The sequence below is a fragment of the Bacillus sp. EB106-02-03-XG38 genome (genome assembly GCF_058792175.1).
This window is the reverse complement of sequence record NZ_JBYTED010000001.1, coordinates 1,346,185-1,367,766: the sequence shown is the minus strand read 5'-3', so window position 1 is coordinate 1,367,766 and position 21,582 is coordinate 1,346,185. Positions and strand designations below refer to the sequence as shown.

General features: G+C 34.1%; 21 protein-coding genes. 14 read left to right on the top strand and 7 right to left on the bottom strand.

All coding sequences use genetic code 11. From position 1 onward, the window contains the following. Positions 1-252: 252 nt before the first annotated feature. The 5 genes from AC3WTI_RS06980 to AC3WTI_RS06960 all read left to right on the top strand — a co-directional run bounded on the left by AC3WTI_RS06980 (position 253) and on the right by AC3WTI_RS06960 (position 5,555). On the top strand, positions 253-1,236 hold the full coding sequence (locus AC3WTI_RS06980; RefSeq protein WP_097840781.1) for a glycerophosphodiester phosphodiesterase family protein: 984 nt from the start codon (positions 253-255) through the stop codon (positions 1,234-1,236). A 146-nt stretch (positions 1,237-1,382) separates the two neighbouring features. Beyond that, the gene (locus AC3WTI_RS06975) at positions 1,383-1,568 is read left to right on the top strand and encodes a helix-turn-helix domain-containing protein (RefSeq protein WP_097840780.1); all 186 of its coding nucleotides are present in this window, start codon (positions 1,383-1,385) and stop codon (positions 1,566-1,568) included. 199 nt (positions 1,569-1,767) lie between these two features. Continuing rightward, positions 1,768-2,967, top strand: a complete 1,200-nt coding sequence (locus AC3WTI_RS06970) for an FAD/NAD(P)-binding oxidoreductase (RefSeq protein ID WP_097840779.1) — start codon at positions 1,768-1,770, stop codon at positions 2,965-2,967. A gap of 66 nt (positions 2,968-3,033) precedes the next feature. Then, positions 3,034-4,470: an MBL fold metallo-hydrolase gene (locus tag AC3WTI_RS06965; RefSeq protein ID WP_087956681.1), complete on the top strand. Its 1,437-nt coding sequence runs from the start codon at positions 3,034-3,036 to the stop codon at positions 4,468-4,470. A 659-nt stretch (positions 4,471-5,129) separates the two neighbouring features. Continuing rightward, the gene (locus AC3WTI_RS06960; protein WP_087956682.1) at positions 5,130-5,555 is read left to right on the top strand and encodes a DUF4879 domain-containing protein; all 426 of its coding nucleotides are present in this window, start codon (positions 5,130-5,132) and stop codon (positions 5,553-5,555) included. A 281-nt stretch (positions 5,556-5,836) separates the two neighbouring features. On the opposite strand, the gene AC3WTI_RS06955 is transcribed toward AC3WTI_RS06960, so the two are convergent. Together AC3WTI_RS06955 and AC3WTI_RS06950 are read right to left on the bottom strand one after the other, a co-directional pair. Next, the gene (locus AC3WTI_RS06955) at positions 5,837-6,868 is read right to left on the bottom strand and encodes a S66 family peptidase (protein WP_097840778.1); all 1,032 of its coding nucleotides are present in this window, start codon (positions 6,866-6,868) and stop codon (positions 5,837-5,839) included. A 581-nt stretch (positions 6,869-7,449) separates the two neighbouring features. Continuing rightward, complete coding sequence (locus AC3WTI_RS06950; RefSeq protein ID WP_097840777.1) at positions 7,450-8,115, bottom strand: hypothetical protein; 666 nt, start codon at positions 8,113-8,115, stop codon at positions 7,450-7,452. Between the two features lie 451 nt (positions 8,116-8,566). On the opposite strand from AC3WTI_RS06950, the gene AC3WTI_RS06945 reads away from it, so the two are divergent. Beyond that, entirely contained in the window at positions 8,567-9,208 is a 642-nt protein-coding gene (locus AC3WTI_RS06945; protein WP_087956685.1) for an ATP F0F1 synthase subunit alpha, read from the top strand. Positions 9,209-9,385: 177 nt separating this feature from the next. On the opposite strand, the gene AC3WTI_RS06940 is transcribed toward AC3WTI_RS06945, so the two are convergent. Then, on the bottom strand, positions 9,386-9,640 hold the full coding sequence (locus AC3WTI_RS06940) for a SunI/YnzG family protein (RefSeq protein WP_000900575.1): 255 nt from the start codon (positions 9,638-9,640) through the stop codon (positions 9,386-9,388). A gap of 276 nt (positions 9,641-9,916) precedes the next feature. Between AC3WTI_RS06940 and AC3WTI_RS06935 the strand changes: the two genes are divergently transcribed. The 4 genes from AC3WTI_RS06935 (at position 9,917) to AC3WTI_RS06920 (ending at position 13,611) form a co-directional block, all read left to right on the top strand. Then, positions 9,917-10,186: a 2TM domain-containing protein gene (locus tag AC3WTI_RS06935; protein WP_000434263.1), complete on the top strand. Its 270-nt coding sequence runs from the start codon at positions 9,917-9,919 to the stop codon at positions 10,184-10,186. 349 nt (positions 10,187-10,535) lie between these two features. After that, positions 10,536-11,375: a YitT family protein gene (locus AC3WTI_RS06930; protein WP_000747488.1), complete on the top strand. Its 840-nt coding sequence runs from the start codon at positions 10,536-10,538 to the stop codon at positions 11,373-11,375. 180 nt (positions 11,376-11,555) lie between these two features. Continuing rightward, a complete protein-coding gene (locus tag AC3WTI_RS06925) occupies positions 11,556-12,233 on the top strand; it encodes a response regulator transcription factor (RefSeq protein ID WP_087956686.1) in 678 nt (225 codons plus the stop codon). Between the two features lies 1 nt (position 12,234). Then, positions 12,235-13,611 (top strand): sensor histidine kinase, encoded by a 1,377-nt coding sequence (locus tag AC3WTI_RS06920; RefSeq protein WP_097840776.1) that lies wholly within the window; start codon positions 12,235-12,237, stop codon positions 13,609-13,611. Between the two features lie 187 nt (positions 13,612-13,798). On the opposite strand, the gene AC3WTI_RS06915 is transcribed toward AC3WTI_RS06920, so the two are convergent. Then, positions 13,799-15,058, bottom strand: a complete 1,260-nt coding sequence (locus AC3WTI_RS06915) for an MFS transporter (RefSeq protein WP_087956688.1) — start codon at positions 15,056-15,058, stop codon at positions 13,799-13,801. Positions 15,059-15,127: 69 nt separating this feature from the next. After that, the gene (locus AC3WTI_RS06910; RefSeq protein ID WP_141552762.1) at positions 15,128-15,754 is read right to left on the bottom strand and encodes an ArsR/SmtB family transcription factor; all 627 of its coding nucleotides are present in this window, start codon (positions 15,752-15,754) and stop codon (positions 15,128-15,130) included. A gap of 182 nt (positions 15,755-15,936) precedes the next feature. On the opposite strand from AC3WTI_RS06910, the gene AC3WTI_RS06905 reads away from it, so the two are divergent. Further along, entirely contained in the window at positions 15,937-17,001 is a 1,065-nt protein-coding gene (locus AC3WTI_RS06905; RefSeq protein ID WP_087956689.1) for an ABC transporter permease, read from the top strand. Continuing rightward, complete coding sequence (locus AC3WTI_RS06900; protein WP_097840775.1) at positions 17,001-17,672, top strand: ABC transporter ATP-binding protein; 672 nt, start codon at positions 17,001-17,003, stop codon at positions 17,670-17,672. Before AC3WTI_RS06905 ends, AC3WTI_RS06900 begins: the two co-directional genes overlap by 1 nt. A gap of 49 nt (positions 17,673-17,721) precedes the next feature. Here the strand turns inward: AC3WTI_RS06900 and AC3WTI_RS06895 are convergent, their stop codons facing one another. After that, positions 17,722-18,840 carry an LPXTG cell wall anchor domain-containing protein gene (locus AC3WTI_RS06895; RefSeq protein ID WP_087956691.1) on the bottom strand — a complete coding sequence of 373 codons (1,119 nt, stop codon included), beginning with the start codon at positions 18,838-18,840 and terminating at the stop codon, positions 17,722-17,724. Between the two features lie 150 nt (positions 18,841-18,990). Beyond that, the gene (locus tag AC3WTI_RS06890) at positions 18,991-19,572 is read right to left on the bottom strand and encodes an ATP-binding protein (protein WP_097840774.1); all 582 of its coding nucleotides are present in this window, start codon (positions 19,570-19,572) and stop codon (positions 18,991-18,993) included. 343 nt (positions 19,573-19,915) lie between these two features. Here AC3WTI_RS06890 and AC3WTI_RS06885 point away from each other — a divergent pair, with 343 nt between their 5' ends. Both AC3WTI_RS06885 and AC3WTI_RS06880 read left to right on the top strand, forming a co-directional pair. Beyond that, complete coding sequence (locus tag AC3WTI_RS06885; RefSeq protein ID WP_087956693.1) at positions 19,916-20,389, top strand: DUF4188 domain-containing protein; 474 nt, start codon at positions 19,916-19,918, stop codon at positions 20,387-20,389. Between the two features lie 194 nt (positions 20,390-20,583). After that, on the top strand, positions 20,584-21,498 hold the full coding sequence (locus AC3WTI_RS06880; protein ID WP_142305821.1) for a class I SAM-dependent methyltransferase: 915 nt from the start codon (positions 20,584-20,586) through the stop codon (positions 21,496-21,498). Positions 21,499-21,582 lie beyond the last annotated feature (84 nt).

The window sequence follows — 21,582 nt, the reverse complement described above, 5'->3', positions numbered from 1 at the left end:
ATTCTTAAATAATAGGATATTACATATACCCACTTATATTAAATTCTCATAGAAATTTTTCAAAACTATTCTTACTGAAAGTTGAGTGGTTATTGAATTGATTTCTATTGCTCCCGTTTTATATCAAAGTACTAGCCTTTAATTAACAATTATATCCATTGTAAAAAAATAAGATAGGATTTAATATTTACCAGTATTTAAATGCCGAAAATTATTTAAGGCATTTCAACCAAAATTTAAGAGGAGCATACAATGAACAAACTAAAAAGGATATTGAAACGTAAAACGACTTGGATAATTCTTATCCTATTCGTATTTGTTTATGTAAATAACAGTTCTTTTTTTGCTAAGAGGGACGATGGAACTCCTCTTCTTCTTGCTCACCGAGGACTTTCGCAAACATTTAGCATGGAAGAGATTGAGAGTGATACATGTACAGCAGAACGTATAAATAAACCTGAACATTCTTATTTAGAAAATACAATTCCGTCTATGGAAGCGGCATTTAAAGCTGGAGCTGATTTAGTAGAGTTTGATGTTCAACCAACTAAAGATAATAATTTTGTTATTTTTCATGATTGGACGCTTGATTGCCGTACTAATGGTAAAGGTGTTACAAGAGATTTTACAACAAAAGAATTACAAGCACTTGATATTGGTTACGGTTATACAGCTGATGGGGGTAAAACATTCCCATTTCGTGGCAAAGGGATTAATCTTATGCCAACACTTGATGAAGTACTTACCCATTTTCCAGATCGTTCTTTTCTTATTCATATTAAAAGCAATGATGAAAATGAAGGAATCCAATTGGCTACTCACCTTAAGAAATTACCAGCGAAACGCCTTGATCAACTAACTGTATATGGTGGCGATAAACCAATTGCTGTGATAAAAGAGCGCATCCCTAGTTTAAGAACAATGTCAAAAGCGACCATGAAAAAAGATCTTATTACTTATATGGCATTAGGATGGACTGGCTACATACCTTCAAGCCTGAAGCATGGAGAATTACATATACCAGACAAAGTAGCTCCTTGGCTTTGGGGATGGCCAAATCGTTTTCTTAATCGAATGGATAAAGCAGATACTCGAGTTATCATTGTAGGAGGAAATGGGTTTGGGTTTTCAAGTGGATTTGACTCATCTGAAGATATAAAACGCCTTCCTGAAGATTATACAGGTGGAATTTGGACAAATCGCATTGATAAAATAGCACCTGTATTTAAGAAATAAGGGATAATATAACAGTCGAAGTTTTTCATCTGTTTAACCATTTATATTTTAATAGAAGACTTATTAATAATTTTAAAGGTTTATATACCGATAAACACCCCTGATTTCCTATGAATAATGGAAATCAGGGGGTGTTTTTTGGATGAATGGAACTTATTTTATTAGCTGACATTACGGCAAAGCTTTCTGTTAATTCTGGAACGATTAGAATTTGGAAAATAAGCTATGAAGTGAATGGTGTAGACGCCCTAGAAGAAGCACTTTCTTGGAAAAAGGAGATAAAGATAGCTTTGAGAGTAGAGAGAAACTGGCATAAAAGTAAGGTTGGATAAAGAATAGTATTGAAAAATATAAAAGATGGAAGTAGCATAGGGGATTTACGCATAAAGTAAAATTGATGGTGAAATTAACAAAAAATTCATTTAAGTCAGATAAAATGATGGTATTTTTAACTTATAATAATGTTACTACAATGAAAATAAGGTTATGAATTAGTTATTTTAAAAATCAAATTTAGATGGGAAGAGGATAATGAAGACCAGAGATAGTTATAAAATTATTGTAATTGGTGCTGGGACTGCAGGAATATCTTCTACTGCACATTTGTTACGAAATATACCCTTATTGAAAGAAAATATAGCAATTATTGATCCATCAAAAAAACATTATTTTCAGCCACTATGGAGTTTAGTGGGGGGAGGAATTGTTTCAAAGGAAAGTACGATGCGTGATCAAGAAGTGCTTATTCCAAAAGGGGCAACTTGGATTCCTAAAAGGGTTGTTAAGTTGTTTCCGGAAGAAAATAAGCTACTTTTAGATGATGGACTGCTGCTTGAGTATGAAATTCTTATTGTAGCAGCCGGTATACAAATAAATTGGGATGGTATTAAAGGCTTGAAGGAGTCTATTGGAACTAATGGGGTTTGTAGCAATTACTCTTATAAATATGTTGATTCTACTTGGAGAGAAATTGAAAAATTTAAAGGAGGAAATGCGGTGTTTACCCACCCCAATACTCCTATTAAATGCGGTGGTGCTCCCCAAAAGATTATGTATTTAGCAGAAGAGTATTTTTCTAATAGCGGTGTAAGAAACAAAAGTGAAGTAATGTTTTATACCGCGAACGCTAACATATTTCAGGTTCCACGATATGCTAATACATTAGAACAAGTACTAGAAAGAAAGCAAATAATAACAAATTATAATAAAAACTTAGTAGAAATTATTGCTGAGAAGAAAGAGGCAATTTTTGAAGATACGCAAACACTGAAAAGAGAGACCGTACCGTATAGTATGATCCATGTTGTTCCACCTATGGGGCCACCTAATTTTATTAAAGAGAGTGAAATAAGTGATTCTCAGGGCTGGGTAGATATAAACCCTTATACTTTGCAACATGTACAGTATAAGAATATTTTCGGACTTGGAGATTGTACCAATTTACCAACCTCTAAAACTGGAGCGGCAATTCGAAAACAAATACCTGTCTTAAAACAAAATATTATGGACGTACTTAACAGAAGAGACTTGCATGCTAAATATGATGGATATACATCGTGCCCCATTGTTACAGGTTATAAAAGTCTTATACTCGCTGAATTTAACTATGAACATGAGCCTCAAGAAACGTTTCCGTTTAATCAAGCGAAAGAACGATATAGTATGTTTTTACTTAAAAGATATATGTTGCCCTATATGTATTGGAACTTTATGTTGAAAGGGATCCTATAAAGGAAGAGAGAAAGCAGCTAGAAAAATGGAAAAGCATTTTAAATTAACTATTTGGAGGGAATAGCTATGCTTTTAAAATATTTTTATGATGAAAAATTAGCTCATGCTTCTTATTTAGTTGGTTGTCAGAAGGAGGGCGTGGCAATTGTAATTGATCCAGGTCGTTATATAGAACAATATACAGACTTTGCTAAGAAAGAGGGGATGGAAGTAATTGCTGCGGCTGAGACTCACATTCATGCAGATTTTCTTTCTGGGTCTAGAGAACTTTCTACTCTTTATCATGCCAATTTATATGTATCTGATGAAGGTGATTGTGATTGGAAATATCAATATCTTAACGAAGGGCGATACAAATTGGTTAGAGAGGGAACAGAGTTTAAAATAGGTCATATAAAATTTAATGTAATTCACACCCCAGGGCATACGCCTGAAAGTATTTCTTTTTTAGTAACTGATACAAGTCAAAATAACTATACGAATGATAATCCAATAGGAATATTCACAGGTGATTTTATATTTGTAGGAGATATAGGAAGACCGGATTTATTAGAAACTGCTGTAGGTATGAAAGATACTGCAAAAATAGGAGCGAAACAATTATTTGATTCTATACAAAAAATAAAGATACTTCCTGATTATTTGCAAATATGGCCATCACATGGTGCAGGAAGTGCATGTGGAAAAGCATTAGGAGCAATTCCAACTTCTACTTTAGGTTATGAAAAGATGTTCAATTGGGCATTTCAGTGTAATGAAGAAAGTGATTTTGTATCGACTTTATTGACGGGGCAGCCAGAGCCTCCAAGGTATTTTTCTTTAATGAAGAATTTAAATAAGTATGGTCCTCCAATTCGTAAGAAAAGAGAAGTTACTACTATTAATACAGTAGAAAAACTTCAAGAAGCTATGAGAAACGTTCAGCAAATAGTTGATATAAGGGATGTAGAGAGTTTTGCTTCTGGTCACATCGAGAAATCAATTAACATACCGTATAACAATTCCTTCACAACCTGGTGTGGATGGTTACTAGATTATAAAACAGAAACTTTAATCATTCTAGATGAGGAAAAGGTTAGAGTGGAGGAGGTTATTAGAGACTTTGAATCTATTGGGTTAGATAATAGTATTGCTTTTGCACCCTTACAAGTTATACAAAGACTTGATAGATTTGAAAGTTATAAAGAAAAAACATCAATTGAATTATATCCGCATATAAAAGATGGAAGTGTTAAGGTAATCGACGTGCGTAGTAAAAAAGAGTGGGAGGAAGGACATCTTTATGATGCAATACATATCCCTTTAGGAAATCTATTTAAGCAGCTAGATTGTATACCAAAAGATTACCCAATCATTTTACAATGTCGAACCGGATTGCGCTCTGCTATAGCAGCTAGTATTTTACAAAGAGCTGGTATAAAGGAAGTGGTGAATCTAAAGGGAGGATTTCTTGCATGGAAAAAAGAAGAGCTTCCTTATACAACTTGTAGTCTCAATGTGTAGGGAAATGATCCTTACTAATTTAAAATGGATCATGATACATTTTACAATCAAGGAGAAGAAATAGAAGTGAAATGAAATTCAAGCCACATTTTACAGTTGAAATAGAAGAATTTTAAAGAGCTGAAATATAAAAAACACCTTATAGCTATAAGGTGTTTTTTATACCTCTTAAAATAATTTAAGATATGTTTACTTGTGTTCATTAGGTAGTTAGAGTTAGAGGTTAATAGACTATCTTTAACGAAAAATGTTGAGTAGTCCCCTTTTATTGTAAATTAATATATATAAATAAAAAATTTATTCTTGCATCTGCAATCCTTTTCTTATTTAATACAACCTTGAATTTTATTTTTTCTCTCGTTGCTTTCTTTTCTTCATCTTGTAGTATGCCCCTAGTGATGATATTCATACTAAGGCATGGACAGATGAATCAAAATAAAAATCATATAGATTCATAGGTTAGAAGCGTATAGGAACAAACAATATGATCTGTTCCTATTTTTTATTAATAAATAATGGGATGTCATATAACTGCAGAAACATAAGATAGAATATTCTCATTAATATTTCTGCAGTTTTAAACTATATACATATAAAGGTAGTAGGATTATATTGGCAATGAAAGAGAAAATAATAGATAGATGGAAGGGGATGTTATTATGTTTAAAAAAGCAGCACTTGGTATTTCATTGTTAGCAATAACTGCTTTTGTCGGATTAGGAATGGCAACAGAAGCTTCTGCTGGACCTGCAGCACCACTTACTTCACTAAATGTCGTACAAGTAGAATCTGAGCAGGGCGGAGTAGAAACTATTAATCCAAACAGTTTTAGCACAACACGTGACCATGGGGGAAAATACTTATATATTACTACGAAGGAAATGGGATATGGTCAAAATCCATTTGCGAAAATGAATGGTTTTAATGTGAAAAGTATTGGATCCACTATAATTGGCGGAAAACCAATTGTTGGTTGGTATTTTAAGTGGGATGCTTCTGGGCATCAGCAAGGAACATTTGAATACCAAAAAACATCTATTAACGCTCCATTTAATACAATGCGAACTTCAATCTATATCAAATAAATATTGTGCACAGCTATAGGGTTATGACACGCAGCATGAAATTTATAAAATTGAATTCATTATAATAAAGTAAGAGTCTTCCTTAATGGAAAGACTCTTACTTTATTATAATGATTATGTGAAGGGGTGAAGACAGAAATTCTAAAGCGATATTTAACATAAAAAAATAAACTGAATTTCCTTGAATACCTATGAAAAGAATAAATTTTCGTTCTGGGAGAACTTCAAAATGTTAGCTTGATAGCGATGTGAATGGAACCCTCACTGATTAAAGTTTCACTTTATTCCACGCCACTTTCCAAAATAGAGAAAGATCCATTTTCACAATTAATTTCTGCCATCGCACCGTATGGTAAAATAAACTTCGGTTCAGTATGGCCAAAATTTAAATTATAAAGAATCGGCAAATCTTCTAAATTATGTTCCTTCATTACTTGCAGTATTTCGTGTTTATATTCTTCATAGTATTGTTCATCTTTCGGTTTACCGAAGATGACACCTTTTGCCTTTTGCAGAATGCCTTGCGCTGCATAATTTCGTAACCAATACTTTATATAACTTGGTTCTGGATGATCTTCAGAAGTTTCAAAGAAGAGAATACTATCCTCCCAATGTTTTTTCTCAGGCCAAAGCTCCGTTCCTTTTGTAAATTCCAGTACTTCTATACACCCACCAATTAAACGCCCTTGTACAGTAGTAGAGCCTTGAAGTACCTCATATCCATTGTTTTGCTGCATCGTACGTCTTGTATCTTTATTTGCCTCTATCCATTCTAAACGCTCACTCGTCCATTCATGAGCTGGTTGAATTTCGCCAATCATTTCATTGGAAAAGAGAGTTCGCTTTACCATTTCAATTGTATATGAATCCATCTCTACATTTTCGGCAAAATCAGTTAAAATGGCTGGACCGTAAAAAGAGGAGATTCCTGCTTTATGACAAAACAAGTGTGAAACGGTAACGTCAGAGTATCCCATAAAAATTTTCGGATTTTCACGTATTACATTAAAATCTATATAAGGAAGTAAGCGGATGCTATCTTCACCGCCAATATTCGCAATAATTGCTTTCACGCGCGTATCTTGAAATGCAGTCATTAAATCTTCCGCACGAGCCTGTGGATTGTTATAAATGAATTCGCTACCTTTTAAACTATTCGGCATGGGAACAACCGTAAGACCGAAAACTTCTTCTAATCTCTTTACTCCTTGTTCATATCGCCATCTTATTTCAGGATCACCTGCGCCTCCCCACGAAGGACTTACTGTTGCCACGATATCACCTGGCTGTAATCTCTTTGGGTTTTTTAACATGTTAACTCCACTCCTACATAATGTAATGGACTACGACTGTACAAACTGTAGCTTTGAAAAAATATGATGCATCACATTATTTTCTTCATCATCAATCTGTTTACCTGCTGGTATTCAAGAATTTAGTCTTAGTGTTGAATTAATTGCATTTGAAAATTACAGTATGCAACATTGTGTGAGAAAGAGGGTTGCTATTTTCTGCAATCTGTAACTGTAATGATTATAAGTTGGTCGTATTCAATCCAAAAAATAAAATCATCATGAATGGAAAGGGTACAGTTTTTCCTGAACAAGAAAGCTATCGCCTTTAGGCACTTGGGATGAAAGTGAGATTGGATACAGAGCGTCACTAAAAATCGCAACGTTCGTGGTACTTTAAGTGTATGAAGTATAGGGAGTTTCTTCGGTTTTTTTGTTGGGATTTTTAGGGGAGTATTCTTTAATTATTAGATAGCGAGGTAAAATAAAAAATACACCTAATTACTAGGTGTATTTTTTAGACTTGAAAACCATATAACATCGAATGGTTTCCTTGTAAATATATGAAAATGGTAAACTAAATAGATTTCAATTTGGGTAACTTAAATACCTGTACCATGTTCAGAATTAGCAGGAGCACCGCCAGTATTGCCATAGGCTTCAACTTTTGGAGCAGGGAAATGTGTATGCCCTTCTTGTTTAGGAGCCCCACCAGTGTCACCGATGTTTAATGCAGGAGCCCAAGTATCTGTATGTGAATCTATTTTTGAGCTTAAATCAGCATGTGTCTCTTGTTTAGGAGCAGGGAAATGTTCGTGCCCTTCAAGTTTCGGAGTCGGCGTATCACCAACATTTAAAGCAGGAGCGCCAGTATTACCATGCGCTTCTAACGTAGGAGCAAAGAAGTCAGCGTGACTCTCTTGTTTAGGAGCCATTCCTTCTCCATGAGTATTTGTATAAGAAGGAGCCCAAGTATCCCCTATATTGTATGATGAAATAGGAGGTCTGCCATGATCATAAGCAGGAGCGCCACCGTCGCCTTTATTATAAGAAGGAGCCCAAATGTCGCCATGTGAATCTAATTTCGAGCTTAAATCAGCATGTGTCTCTAGTTTCGGAGCAGCGAAATCAGCATGGCTTTCTAATTTCGGAGAAAAAGTTTCACCGTGCTCAGCTTTTACAACGCCGCCATCCCCAATATTTACACCAAAAAGACCAAAGCTAAACACTGATAACCCTACAACAGCTGTACTAATTTTTCTTTTCAATCTATCTCTCTCCTTTTATTGTTTTATTTCATTTTGTCTAAACGTGGTAGATAAAATGAAACGAATCGTAAAAAAATTCCAAATATATTGCGATATACGAATAATTCTGTGTAATATTTTGTAAAACCTCCTTGAAATTTGAATTTTACGAAAATAAAATTCGACACGGTTCATTTTTCAACTAGTTGAATAAATTTTGATTGAGTTTTTATAAAGCTATTCGTTAACCTTAGGACCGAAAGTAGTTCTTAATTTCTTTATACCGTGGTCATAAGGTTATTTTAGCTTTGAATTAAATTAAAGCCCTCTTGCTGTATATTTAAAAAGTTACAGTATGCAACATTGCATAAGAAAGATGGTTGCTATTTTGTTCGACCTGTAACTATAATGATTACAGGTTGGTCGTATCCAATCAAAAAAATAAAATCATCATGAATGGAGATGTTTCATAATGGGTATGAAAAAATTAATTTTAGCAGGTGCTTTAGGAATCGCAGCATTATCAGGAACGAATTTACCAGGATTAGAAGTAACAAAAGCGAGTGCAGCTTCTATTGAATCGAATTTCTCGACGTTAGAAGGACGAGTAGTAGAAGTAGATAATGGTGTAATTGTTGTGAAATCTAAGCAATACGAAGAACCTGTTAGTGTATACATGGATACTTTCTCAAATGTGAAAGTAGGAGATGAGGTTAAAGCTACTGGATCTATGATGCGTAATTTTACAGAATATATGGTTGCAACTGCAATTGAAAATACAACAAACAAGTTAGGTATGCACATGAAAGAAGATGGCTCACCTGATTATGTAATTGGGGAAGTAGCAAAAGTAGGAACGATGGAAGATGCGGAAGACGGTGCTACTAAATATGTCGTAGTGGAGTATCCATCACTAAACAGTAAGAAAGTCATTATTGATGTTTTCTTAACGAAGGGACAAGTATTTAATGCGGGTGAGAAAGTAAAAATTGATATGAAGTATGTAGGGTGGGGCGGAAGTTCTATTAACTGGAACACAACGGACAATATTGAAAAGGTTTATGAGGTAAAGAGCAACGTTGAAAATAATGATGATGTTTGGATTTGGTCTTAATTAGAATTCTGTAATTAACAAATGTATCCCTTAGTACCCAGCAAATGATCATGTGTATGACAATTTGCTGGGTACTTTTTGTTTGTTTTTACATCATTGTATCTATAATAATTTTTAAAATGCGGGTATACAGTTGAATCGAATAAACCCATATAGACAAGTGTTTTATCCTATTGCTTATGCATTGATTTTATTCAAAATTGAGACCCTATTGGTCGTAAATAATAGATAATTTTGTTTTACTGTTCTGATTAAAATCCGGTCTGTTGTAGCGTATGCTGTTCCAATTCGGATTACGTTTTCTTCTTCTACACCAGCATAGGTTTCATCTTCTGTAACTTCAATAATTTCACTTAATGGAATTTGAATCTTAGCTAGTTGCCATGAAATAATTAATTCTCCATCTGTTTTTTTGATATCGATACCTAGCATGTTACCAAAACCTTTCTGTATTAAAATATCGCTATTAATTTTATTATACAGATTTAAAGGTTTTATTTCTATTGTGAAATTTGATTTTTCAATTTTTTCACAAGGTATCGTACTACGAACAAAAAAAGGGTATCCACTAGCCACTTGCAATCTTGCTGAAATGAAGACGATCTTTTTTATTTTGTGAATTTTTGAGAATAAGAGATTTTTGATTAGAATATGATGTTTAAATCGGAGCGAATTTAAAAAATACAATAATGAAAGAGGTGTTTATAAATGGAGCAAGATGAGGTTTATTTACGAGCTAAAAAAAGGGTGGAGAATTTAAAAGCATTTTATATTCATTTAACGGTTTATATACTAGTGAACTTAATGCTTTTTATTATAAATATAAGCTCTGATTCCAGTAAATTATGGTTTTTATATCCACTTGCAGGTTGGGGAATCGGTATCGTTATACATGGTTTGACAACTTTTCCAGTTGGGATATTCGGAAAAGAGTGGGAAGAACGAAAAATTAAAGAATATATGGAGAAAGATAAGTAAATTTGTTTCTGGAAATTATGAATATAAAATCTCATATGAATCTCCATGATCACACGCTTGATGCGAAGTCTATTTTATAGCTTCGCCTATTTGCTTTGTATTCGAAGTTAGTGCGAGTGAGTATTCATATTCATTTTAAGCATCAACTGCATGTGAAATCAAAACTTTACTTGTAGTACATAATAAATACAGTTGTTTTACTTTTTTAATTACATGTGGATATAGGATAAAGTTGATTTATTACCCTATATTAAAATAAAAATAAACCACTGTTCGATTTGAATATTCCACGATATAATGGTGAGAGTTTATGACAGAATAAATATTTACATAAGAAGTGAGGTACTGTATGAAAAAAAGAACGACAGACATTATTTTTATTATTATCGGTGCATTTCTTTTTGCGTTAGGTGTTAATTTGTTTGTTATCCCGAACGAGTTTGGTGAGGGCGGGGTAACAGGTATCACGATTATTACGTACTATTTATTTGAATGGTCACCGGGCTTAGTTAACTTAATTTTAAATGCGATTTTGTTAATAGCCGGTTATAAGTTTTTAAATAAGATTACAACAATTTATACGATTATCGCTGTAGTTACGAACTCGCTATTCCTTCATTTGACAGAAGGTTGGACGATTGCTTCGGATGAAATGCTCGTAAATGCCATTTTCGGTGGAATATTTATTGGGTGCGGGATTGGTCTTATTATTCGCGTTGGCGGAACAACAGCAGGTACTACCATCTTAGCAAGGATGACGCATAAATATTTAGGATGGAGCATTAGCTATGGTTTACTGTTCTTCGATTTAATTGTTGCGTTTTCATCTTATTTCATCATTGGTGCAGAAAAACTGATGATAACAATTATTATGCTATATGTAGCAACGAAAGTGATGGAATTTGTAATTGAAGGTTTAAATCCGAAGAAGGCTATTACGATTATTTCTGATAACCCAAATGAAATCGCCGGTAAGGTGACTACCTTAATGGGCAGAGGGGTTACGGTGTATTCAGGTCATGGCTATTACACGAAAACGCCGAAGGAAATTCTTTATGTTGTTATTAATAAGCAAGAAGTAGTGAAGCTAAAGAGGATTGTTCAAACTACGGACCCAGCTGCGTTCATCGCTATACACGATGTCCGTGACGTATTTGGAGAAGGATTCGTTGATATTTCTAAAGCTTAGAACTTATTTTTCATTAAAATAATCTTAATACTAAAACGTAAGAATCTATTTTGAATAATCTTTTTTCAAAATAGATTCTTTTTATTTATCTTAAAATGTGGGTTTGTTTTTCTTTTTCTTGCAAAAAATCCAATTGTTTCTTAAGGTAAGGATGTAGAAGGATGAACAAGAGAGGGTTTAATGAAGATGATACATATTTTATTAGCTGATGATGATAAGCATATTAGAGAGTTGTTACATTACCATTTACAAAAAGAGGGGTTCAAAGTTTTTGAAGCAGAAGATGGAAAAGTAGCGCAAGGCGTTTTAGAAAAAGAAAATATTCATCTTGCGATAGTAGACATTATGATGCCGTTTGTTGACGGCTATACGTTATGTGAAGAAATCCGGAAGTATCATGATATACCGGTTATTTTATTAACTGCGAAAGATCAGTTAGTTGATAAAGAAAAAGGATTCATTTCTGGTACGGACGATTATATTGTAAAACCATTTGAGCCAGCTGAAGTTATTTTCCGTATGAAAGCATTATTACGTCGTTATCAAATGCTGAGTGCTGATATTATTACGTTGCACGGTACAACAATTGACCGAAAAGGCTTTGAAGTGAAGTGTAACGGACAAACGATTTTGCTGCCACTGAAGGAATTTGAATTGTTATCGCAACTGGCTAGTTATCCTGGAAGAACATTTTCAAGAGAAGAATTAATTGAATTAGTATGGGGAATGGATTTTGAAGGAGATGAACGAACGGTTGATGTTCATGTGAAGAGGCTACGAGATCGTTTCTCAAAACGAACGGCTGATTTTCAAATTACGACAGTACGCGGACTTGGTTATAAGTTGGAGTTGAAATAAAATGAAATCATTATACTCTAGATTTGTTTTTATGACGGTTGGAATCATGCTACTTAGCAGTATTATCGGTTTTTTATTAACAAATGTGTACTATCAAGTGAAGTTAAAACCGTACAATAGTGAAAAGATTTTAATGTATGCTGAAGAAGTAAAATCGTTATATGAAAAGCAAAGTGAAGAAAATCAAGAGGCATACTTACAGTCTATTGCGAAGCTAGGATATGAAATTTATATTGTCGATGATCAAAAGAACGGAAAGCGTATCGGTAATGCGTTTCGTAAGACGACAATAAGTGATGATACCGTTCATAAAGTATTGCAAGGAGAGACGTTTAATGGTGTTTCTACGTATCCAACCCGTCTCTTTATTACAGGTTTTTTCGATAATGAATTAATTAATAGTGTCGGTGTTCCGGTACAACACGGTGATAAACAGTACGCTTTATTCATTCGCCCTGACATTCAGCAACAATTCGGCGAGATGAGAATTTTCTTAGCGGTATTACTTGGGTTTATCGTACTATTAAGCATTATCTTTATCGCAATCGCAGCAGGTTATATCGTTCGTCCTATTCGTAAATTTACGAGGGCTACGCAAAAAATTGCGAGTGGTGAATATGAAATTGAATTAGACGTAAAGCGAAAAGATGAAATAGGGACGTTATCTACAAGCTTCCAAAAGATGACGAAAAGTATAAAAGAACTAGATGAAATGAGACAAGAATTCGTTTCGAATGTTTCACATGAATTTCAATCGCCACTTTCTTCTATACAAGGTTTTTCGAAAACATTGCAAACAGAAAAGATGAGCGTGGAAGAAAGAAACCATTACTTACAAATTATTGAGGGTGAAAGTAAGCGAATGTCTAGTTTATGTAAACAGTTACTTACGCTAGCGTCATTAGATAAAGAAGAGAAAGTGTTGCAAATAAAAGAATTCAATTTGCAGAAGCAAATTAAAGACGTCATTTTTATGCTTGAATGGAAATGGCGTGAAAAAGATATCGCAGTTGAATTTGATGTGCCGGACATTACAATACAAGGGGATGAAAACTTACTTCATCAAGTATGGAGTAATATCTTTACGAATAGCATTAAGTTTTCAAGCGACGGCGGGACCATTGAGTTTTTTGTCGAAGAGTTAGAGTCTAGTATCATGATTTCTATATTAGACAACGGAATCGGTATGGATAAAGAAGAAATGGACCGTATATTTGATCGTTTTTATAAAGTGGATACTGCAAGAGCGAGAAACGTAGAAGGTAGTGGCTTAGGATTATCAATCGTGCAGAAAATTGTTGAACTACATAACGGAAATGTTTCAGTGTATAGTACGAAAGGGGAAGGGACTACTGTTCAAGTGGAGCTTCCGAAATAGATGGAAGAGGCTGTTTGGAAACAGCCTCTTCTTTTTGTTGTTTTTTGTCGATAAGTCGATATAATCGAAAAATCGCTGATATAATTTGAGTTGCGCCGATATATTAGGAAAATCGCCGATATAATCCGAGTTGCGCTGATATATTTGAAAAATCGCTGATATAAATTTCACGTATCCACCACTTCACCTATAAAGCTGTACCTTTCCCGCGCTCTACTTTAAACTGTACCCCAAAAGTATCCGCTGTAATTTCATCAGCTTTTGGCAATGCTCGTAATTTCGGATGAAACAGCCATACGAGAGAAATAAATAAAATCCCGATGCTAGCGAGCGCGAAAATAAGTTGGCTACTAAACACATTTGCGGCGTATCCACCAATTAAAGAGCCGAACGGCATAGCAATTGTGCCCATACTTCGCATGACTGAATTGATGCGTCCGATATATTGATTTGGAACTACAAATTGACTAATTGTCGCAAATAATATGTTCGTGGCACCAATTGGAATCCAAGCTAGGCCGAATAAGAAAATAGAGAGCCATTGAAACGGTACAATTGTAGAGAGAAACCAAAAGATAGCGCCAGTCGCAAAGCCAATAATAGAAACACGGCCAACATTACGTTTGCCAACCCATGAACTGAATAATGCACCGATGAGACTACCTGCTGATATAGCAGCTAGAAAGAAGCCATATGATTTTACGCCTCCTAAAGAATCCGAGAAAGAAGGGAGTATCGCCATCGTCATACCGATTGAAAAATTAGCGACTACTGAACCGATTAAGAATACGCCCATTAATGAACGAAAGACGATTGAAAAACCTTCTTTTAAATCAGAGAAATATTGTTTAGTTGAAAGTGATGTATTTGTTTCTGCTTGCTTTGGCATTTTTAGTGAAAAGAACAAAAGGGCAGTAATCGCGAATGTAAAAGAGTCGATTACGTATAAAGTGATTGCGCCAAGTAGTGCTACTAATATGCCAGAAAGAGTCGTGCAAATTAAATCAATGCCTTGATACGCAAATGAAAAGAGTGAATTTCCTTTTAATAATTGTGTTTTATTCAGTAGAAGTGGTAAAGCTTTTGATTGTGCGGGATAGGTGAATTGTTCGATAAAGGATACGATGGGCATGATGATGAGTAGTAGTTGAACTGTTAATAAATCGAAGTAGTGTGTAATAGGAATGATTAATATAAGAATGCATTGCAAAACTTGTGTGATGACGAGGGTGTTTTTTATTGGCCATCTATCGACGAATGGACCGGTAAGAAATTGTAATGCAGAAGGTAATAATGTAAGAAAACCAGCCAATCCAGAATAAAAAGGATTACCACTCAGCTTATATACGAGCCACATCGCTGCTACATAATACAAACTATCTCCTATGTTTGTAAAAATTCTCCCTAAAAACAATAAGAGGAAATTCCGGTTTTTTAATACGTCCATTTAATCTACTCCTTTATAAAAAAATTATTCGGTAAAATAAATTTGACCGTTAGTGTAAAAAAAATCGTATTACGATTTTTCTTCTTTTTTCACAAAGCGCTGCATTGCTCGTTCGTCGATTTGTAGGGCAGTAGTAGAAATGTAATAAGATTTACTATTTGGATCTTTATCCGCATCTTTTGCGATATCATTTAATTCACTCATCAATTCATGAAACTTTTTCACCCACACTTGAAATTGTTCTGGCGTGGCATCAAACTCCCAACAAGATGAAACGTAATTCCACTCAGCTGGGTCTTCACTTACTTTTCGTAATGTAAAAGCTTCTTCTGGTGCAGCGAGAATATGGCTTTTCGTTCTTTCCGTCATTTGTAAAAAGATTTGGCGACCTGATTCGCTTAATATTTCTAAATGAGGTAATAGTTCTGCAGCAGGGGTGAAGCCTCTCGCAACAGATTGATAAAACTTTTGAATGATGCCATTCTTTTCTTCTGTATAAACAATCTCTATAAAACCATTCTTTTCTAATTCTTTTAAATGATAATGAATTTTCGCCCTTGGAATGCCGAATTTCTCAGATAGTAATTGCCCTGTATAAGGACGTTCGCATAGACGCATCATCATTTCGACACGTAGTGGATCGCTTATTGCTTTTAGTTGGCTATAAGTAGTGAGGGTTAACATGGGCTTCAACATGATCAACTCCTTAAATGAAATTACTCGGTCAAGATTATTTGACTGAATTGTATCAAGGATATTAATTATTTTCAATACTTTCTGAAAATTAAAACTTACTCTCTGTAATCTTCTGTTCATATTCCGTTCATATTTCTTTTTTATGATAAGTGCATAGAAAGAAAGAGGAAGGAGCGAGCGAAATGTTTTTAGCTCTGCGTGAATTAAAACAATCAAAATTAAGATACGGATTAATCGGACTGATTATGGTGTTATTATCATTTTTAGTTCTTGTTATTTCAGGATTAGCAAATGGACTATCCTATGATAATGCTTCATCGATTCAAAATATGGAGGCAAATAAGTTCGTTTTAGCAGATGATGCGGAAAATAAATTACTTCGTTCACAAATTAAGAAAGACGATGTAGATAACGTAGTAAATCAAGTAGGTGAGAAAGAGGCAGTTCCGTTTCGTGTGAAAGTTTCAACATACGAAAAGAAAGATAGTTCGAAAAAAGTGGATATAGCTATTTTCTCAAGTGAACGTGATTCATTTTTAGAGCCAAACATTGTAAAAGGTGAGAAATTAGGTACAGCAAATAATGAAATGGTTGCTGATGAATCAATTAAAGAAAAAGGAATTGATATTGGAGATACAATTATTGATCCTGTTTCAAAGAAAGAATTTAAAATTGTTGGATTTACGAAAGATCAAATGTTTAGCCATACACCAGTCGTTTATGTAAATGAAGACGTATGGGGATCTATTTCACAACCAAACCAAAAAGATTATAGTGCAATTGCACTTAACACAGATAAAGAGATTAAAAGTGCACACGTAATTGACAAAAAAGAAGTACTGCAAAGTATTCCAGGATTTAAAGAAGAGCAAGGGACATTAACGATGATCATTGCATTCTTACTAGTTATCGCTGCGTTACTAATCGGCGTATTCTTCTACGTCATTACATTGCAAAAAACACAGCAATTAGGCGTATTAAAAGCAATTGGTACGAAGAACTCTTATTTAGCAAATAGCTTAGTCGTACAGGCGTTATTCTTATCAGTCGTTGCGATGGTAATCAGTATTGTTTTTGTACAAGGATTAGAACAAATTTTACCAGCAGGTATGCCATTCTTATTAACAACACCGATGATTGCACAATATGCAGCAATCTTTATCGTCATTAGTATTTTAGGAACACTTATTTCGTTATACCAAGTATTAAAAGTTGATGCATTAGAAGCAATTGGAGGCGGGATGTAATGACTTCATTATTAAAATTAGACAAAGTAAGTAAAGTGTACGGAGAAGGGAATACAGAAGTAACAGCCCTTCATCCGATGTCGCTTGATGTGAAAGCTGGAGAGTTTATCGGAATTGTCGGTCCTTCTGGATCAGGGAAAAGTACGTTATTATCAATCGCGGGTGCTTTATTATCACCGTCAAAAGGGGATATTTACATTCGTGAGCAAAATATTACGAAGCTATCAGAAAAAGAAATGACAGACATTCGTTTGAAAAAAATCGGCTTCATTTTCCAGTTCGCAAATCTTGTTCCATATTTAAATGTAAAAGAACAATTGCTTTACATTGCTAAGTTAAAAAAAGAAAACAAGAAAGAATCAGAAAAGCGTGCGGATCATTTATTAGCAGCATTTGGATTAGGGGAAAGAAAAAATCATTATCCAAATCAACTATCTGGTGGAGAAAAACAAAGGGTAGCAATTGCTCGTGCGTTTATGAACAACCCGGATTTAATATTAGCGGATGAACCAACTGCAAGCTTAGACTCAAAACGCGCACGTGAAGTTGTTGAAATGATGAAACGTGAAGTGAAAGAAAGTCAAAAAGCAGCAATTATGATTACACATGATGAAAGAATGCTTGATGTATGTGATCGTATATTGACGCTTCGAGATGGAAAGTTAATATAAAGAAAAAAGACAATCGCACAAGCATGCGGTTGTCTTTTGTATAAGTGCTTTATTTTGAGAATAATGTTTTAATTTTATTACGCGCCAGTAATAGAACGCCACCTAATACAGATAACATACCTAAAGCCATATTGTTTGATTGCTCACTACCAGCGTTAGGAAGTTCTTTAGCATTGTTATTTATGTTTGTAGTACCAGTCTTTGTTTCTGTTTGTTTTGATTGAGATACTTCATTAATTTTGTTATCTACATTTTGCTTCGTAGTATGTACCTCAGCTAATTTGTCTTCAATTTTTTTCTCAGTATGTTTAAAGTCGTTAATTTTAATATCTAAGTCTTGTTTTTTCTTTGTTAAATCCTCTGAAACAGTTTGTTTCGATTGTTTTATCTCGTTAATTTTATTTAGTAATTCTTCTCTAGCTTTTTGTAATTCAGCAAGTTTGTTTTTTACATCTTGTTTAGCTAGTTCTAAGTTAGCGGAAAGACTATCTAAATTGCCTTTAATTTTCTTAAGTTCCTCTAACGTGTTACCAGTATTCGGCTTATTTTCTTTTAGTTCAGCAAGTTTGTCTTCAGCAGTTTGTTTCGCTTTCTTTAACTCAGCTAATTTTTCATCTACTTGTTTTTTAACTTCCTTAAGTTCAGTAACCTTTTGATCGATGTTTTCTTTATGTTGCTTCATTTCATTCACTTTTTCATCGACAGTTTGTTTATGTTCTTTAATCTCATTCACTTTGTTATCGATATTTTGCTTATGTTCTTTCACTTCAGCAACTTTATCTTCTACTTGCTTTTTATGCTCTTTAATTTCAGCGATTTTATCTTCGGCGATTTGTTTGTCTTGCTGAAGTTTTGCATCTAACTCTTCTTTACGCTGTTTTATTTCGTTAATTTTTTCATCAGCAACTTGTTTACGCTCGTGTAGTTCATTCACCTTCGTATCAACATTTTCCTTAACTTTGTTAAGTTCATTTAATGTTTGATCCACGTTTTCTTTGTGCTGCTGTAATTTCGCATCTAACTCTTGTTTGTGTTGCTTAATTTCAGCTAATCGATCTCCCGCACTTTGCTGAGGAGTAGCATCAGTTACTTCCGCATGAGCAGAATTTGCGCCAGCAATCATTGCTAAAGCTAGTGTAGACGCAGCGATTGTTTGTTTTGTTTTCATATTTTTGTACCTCTTTTCTTTCATATGCATGAGCTGTCTTGTGTAAAAATGAGCATATAGAAGTAGATTATTTTATCATTATATACCATGTAGGATGTTTAGAGGAAGTATTTACATAATAATCTATGATTATGTAATTATAAAATTCTCTTATTTTGGAGTAGGGGACAAAACTTTAGTTAGATGAACAATTTCTTTTATAGTAGATTTTACATCTTTACTATTACGAATAACAAACAAATAATCTGCCTCATTTTCTATAGGATCTACCACATCTTCGTGAATTGATTCAGACTGTTGTCGATCGAGTACTTCTTTGAAATTAGAATAATCACCTCTAAAAATATTCGTACTTCGCGTGCTTCGAGCAACTCTTTCGTAAAGTACATCATCTGGAATGTCAAAATGAACGAGTATGCGTACATATTCATTTTTTGGAAATAATCCGTTTAGTAAATATAATCTTCCGTTTTTACTGCGATTGGAGTTACTAATAATAAAGTTTAAACTCGTATATTCTTTCGCATAATCAACAATGAATTTCGAAAGACCGTGCTTAAATATATTGGTGCCTTCGACCGGCTGTAATTTTTCATAATGCTTGTTAATAAATTCAGCTTGGTTATCTTGATCTATAACGAAAGAGTGGGGTAACTTATTTTCTAGTTCTTTAGCGAATGTAGTTTTTCCGCTGTGTGTTTTTCCTACAGTAATGATCACTAATCGTTTCATATTGGCCTCCATATGTATTGTTATAATTTGGGTATTCGGTGTGAATCGACAATTTTCCTGCTGGAGAATATGCAAAGTGGATGAGTAGCAATAGGCTGAAAGTTTTACAAAAAAATATTCTGTTTAGAAAGGAGGCAGTAATGCTATCGTTACTGAAATATATTATGAAAACGTTCTTGATGAAAAGGAGATTTAATAATAAAAAGGTAAAAACATATATCTTTTATTTTTAAATATAGTCTTTCATAATCAATGTTGAACCAATTGGAAAATTCATGTGAAAGTGTTATGGTTTACTTGGGAGATCTACATAATTTATGTTCAGTACAAAAGGGGGAGTAAAGTGGGAGCTAAAATTTTTAACGGCAGGCATATAGCTAATAGTAAGGATCAAGAATTTGTTGTTTTTATTATTGGTATGCGTATTAATAACCTATTGAAATTTTGGAAGTGGATACCAGTTTTTAATGCTATGGGACCGATGATTAAAGAATTGTATCAAAATCCACAATGGGGTTTCTTACATACAGAATTCTTCTTTAGTTGGAGAAAGGTGGTCTTAATTCAATACTGGAAGGGATTCGATGAATTAGTAAACTATGCTCACGGAAAAAATCATTCAAATGCTTGGAAATCATACAATAATAAGATTAAAGATAATGGGAGTGTCGGTGTTTTTCACGAAACGTATCAAATCGGAAAAGGTGCTTCTGAAGCAATCTATGTTAATATGCCAAAAACAGGTTTATCTAGAGCAACCGAACATATAGCAGTATCTCAAGATACTAATACTGCTCAACAAAGAATGGATAAATGATTCGGAAAATTGTGTGTATAACACCGATTTTCCTGCTAGAGAATATACAAATTGTCGGAGAGTTAGCAGGCTGAAAACTTGACAAAAAAACTTATTTATGCTATAATTTACCAATGTAAAAATAAAGTGTATAATAGGGTTCTCCTGGCCAGGGGAACCCTATTTTTGTTGTGAAAATGAAGGAGTGTATGTGCGTGAAAAAAGGTGAAGCAAGTGTAACATCGCTAGTATCAGCTTTCGGAAGAGCATATCATAGTGAATTTGATAGTCCTAAAATTTTTGATGATTATGTAGCTAAAGATTTCATTTCAAAAAAAGAACGTAATGAAATTGAAATGAACATGGTTCAAGGAATACATTTTTTCAATACAGACATTGCACAGCAGTTTCAAGATAATCCACAAGAAATATTAAAATGGATTACACAAGTTCAATTAGCACCAACACCTTTGGCACGCGCGGCATATTGTGAAAGAATATTACTACATGAAATTACATTAGGCGTAAAACAATACGTTATACTCGGTGCAGGTTTAGACACATTTAGTTTTAGACACCGTGAGTTAGAAAATAAAATAGAAATATTTGAAGTGGATCATCCTTCTACGCAAAGGTTTAAGAAGGAGAGAATAAAAGAAGCAGAACTTGAAATTCCAAACAACCTTCATTTTGTTTCGATGGATTTTACGAAAGGATTTTCCTATGAACAGTTACGGAATGAAGGGTTTGAAAATAAAAAGACTTTCTTTAGCCTATTAGGTGTTACGTACTATTTAACGAAAGAGGAGCTTTCTAGTTTAATAGTACGTTTATTTGCGATGGTTCCAGAGGGAAGTTCTATCATTTTCGATTATCCGGATGAAAACTTATTTACCGAAAAAGGACTGTCCAATCGAGTTGAAAATATGGTGAAAATGGCTACAGTAGGCGGAGAACCGATGAAATCGTGTTTTTCGTATATCGAAATGGAAGCACTGTTAGAGAAGGCGGGCTTACTCATTTATGAGCACTTAACACCAGAGGATATTCATACATTATATTTTGAAGGACGAAACGATTATTTAAAAGCTTTCGAGACGGTGCATTACGTGCATGCGGTGAAGAAGTAGAGGATTAGTAGGCATGGAGAGAAATCTCTGTGTCTTTTTTTGTGGGAGAACAAGGGGGAAATATTAACTAGGAAGGGAAATTCG

Bases quoted from the DNA above. Each gene is read 5' to 3' on its own strand.
- AC3WTI_RS06980 (WP_097840781.1), top strand. From the start codon at position 253: ATGAACAAACTAAAAAGGATATTGAAACGTAAAACGACTTGGATAATT.
- AC3WTI_RS06975 (WP_097840780.1), top strand. From the start codon at position 1,383: ATGGAACTTATTTTATTAGCTGACATTACGGCAAAGCTTTCTGTTAAT.
- AC3WTI_RS06970 (WP_097840779.1), top strand. From the start codon at position 1,768: ATGAAGACCAGAGATAGTTATAAAATTATTGTAATTGGTGCTGGGACT.
- AC3WTI_RS06965 (WP_087956681.1), top strand. From the start codon at position 3,034: ATGCTTTTAAAATATTTTTATGATGAAAAATTAGCTCATGCTTCTTAT.
- AC3WTI_RS06960 (WP_087956682.1), top strand. From the start codon at position 5,130: ATGTTTAAAAAAGCAGCACTTGGTATTTCATTGTTAGCAATAACTGCT.
- AC3WTI_RS06955 (WP_097840778.1), bottom strand. From the start codon at position 6,868: ATGTTAAAAAACCCAAAGAGATTACAGCCAGGTGATATCGTGGCAACA.
- AC3WTI_RS06945 (WP_087956685.1), top strand. From the start codon at position 8,567: ATGGGTATGAAAAAATTAATTTTAGCAGGTGCTTTAGGAATCGCAGCA.
- AC3WTI_RS06940 (WP_000900575.1), bottom strand. From the start codon at position 9,640: ATGCTAGGTATCGATATCAAAAAAACAGATGGAGAATTAATTATTTCA.
- AC3WTI_RS06935 (WP_000434263.1), top strand. From the start codon at position 9,917: ATGGAGCAAGATGAGGTTTATTTACGAGCTAAAAAAAGGGTGGAGAAT.
- AC3WTI_RS06930 (WP_000747488.1), top strand. From the start codon at position 10,536: ATGAAAAAAAGAACGACAGACATTATTTTTATTATTATCGGTGCATTT.
- AC3WTI_RS06925 (WP_087956686.1), top strand. From the start codon at position 11,556: ATGAAGATGATACATATTTTATTAGCTGATGATGATAAGCATATTAGA.
- AC3WTI_RS06920 (WP_097840776.1), top strand. From the start codon at position 12,235: ATGAAATCATTATACTCTAGATTTGTTTTTATGACGGTTGGAATCATG.
- AC3WTI_RS06915 (WP_087956688.1), bottom strand. From the start codon at position 15,058: ATGGACGTATTAAAAAACCGGAATTTCCTCTTATTGTTTTTAGGGAGA.
- AC3WTI_RS06910 (WP_141552762.1), bottom strand. From the start codon at position 15,754: ATGTTGAAGCCCATGTTAACCCTCACTACTTATAGCCAACTAAAAGCA.
- AC3WTI_RS06905 (WP_087956689.1), top strand. From the start codon at position 15,937: ATGTTTTTAGCTCTGCGTGAATTAAAACAATCAAAATTAAGATACGGA.
- AC3WTI_RS06900 (WP_097840775.1), top strand. From the start codon at position 17,001: ATGACTTCATTATTAAAATTAGACAAAGTAAGTAAAGTGTACGGAGAA.
- AC3WTI_RS06895 (WP_087956691.1), bottom strand. From the start codon at position 18,840: ATGAAAACAAAACAAACAATCGCTGCGTCTACACTAGCTTTAGCAATG.
- AC3WTI_RS06890 (WP_097840774.1), bottom strand. From the start codon at position 19,572: ATGAAACGATTAGTGATCATTACTGTAGGAAAAACACACAGCGGAAAA.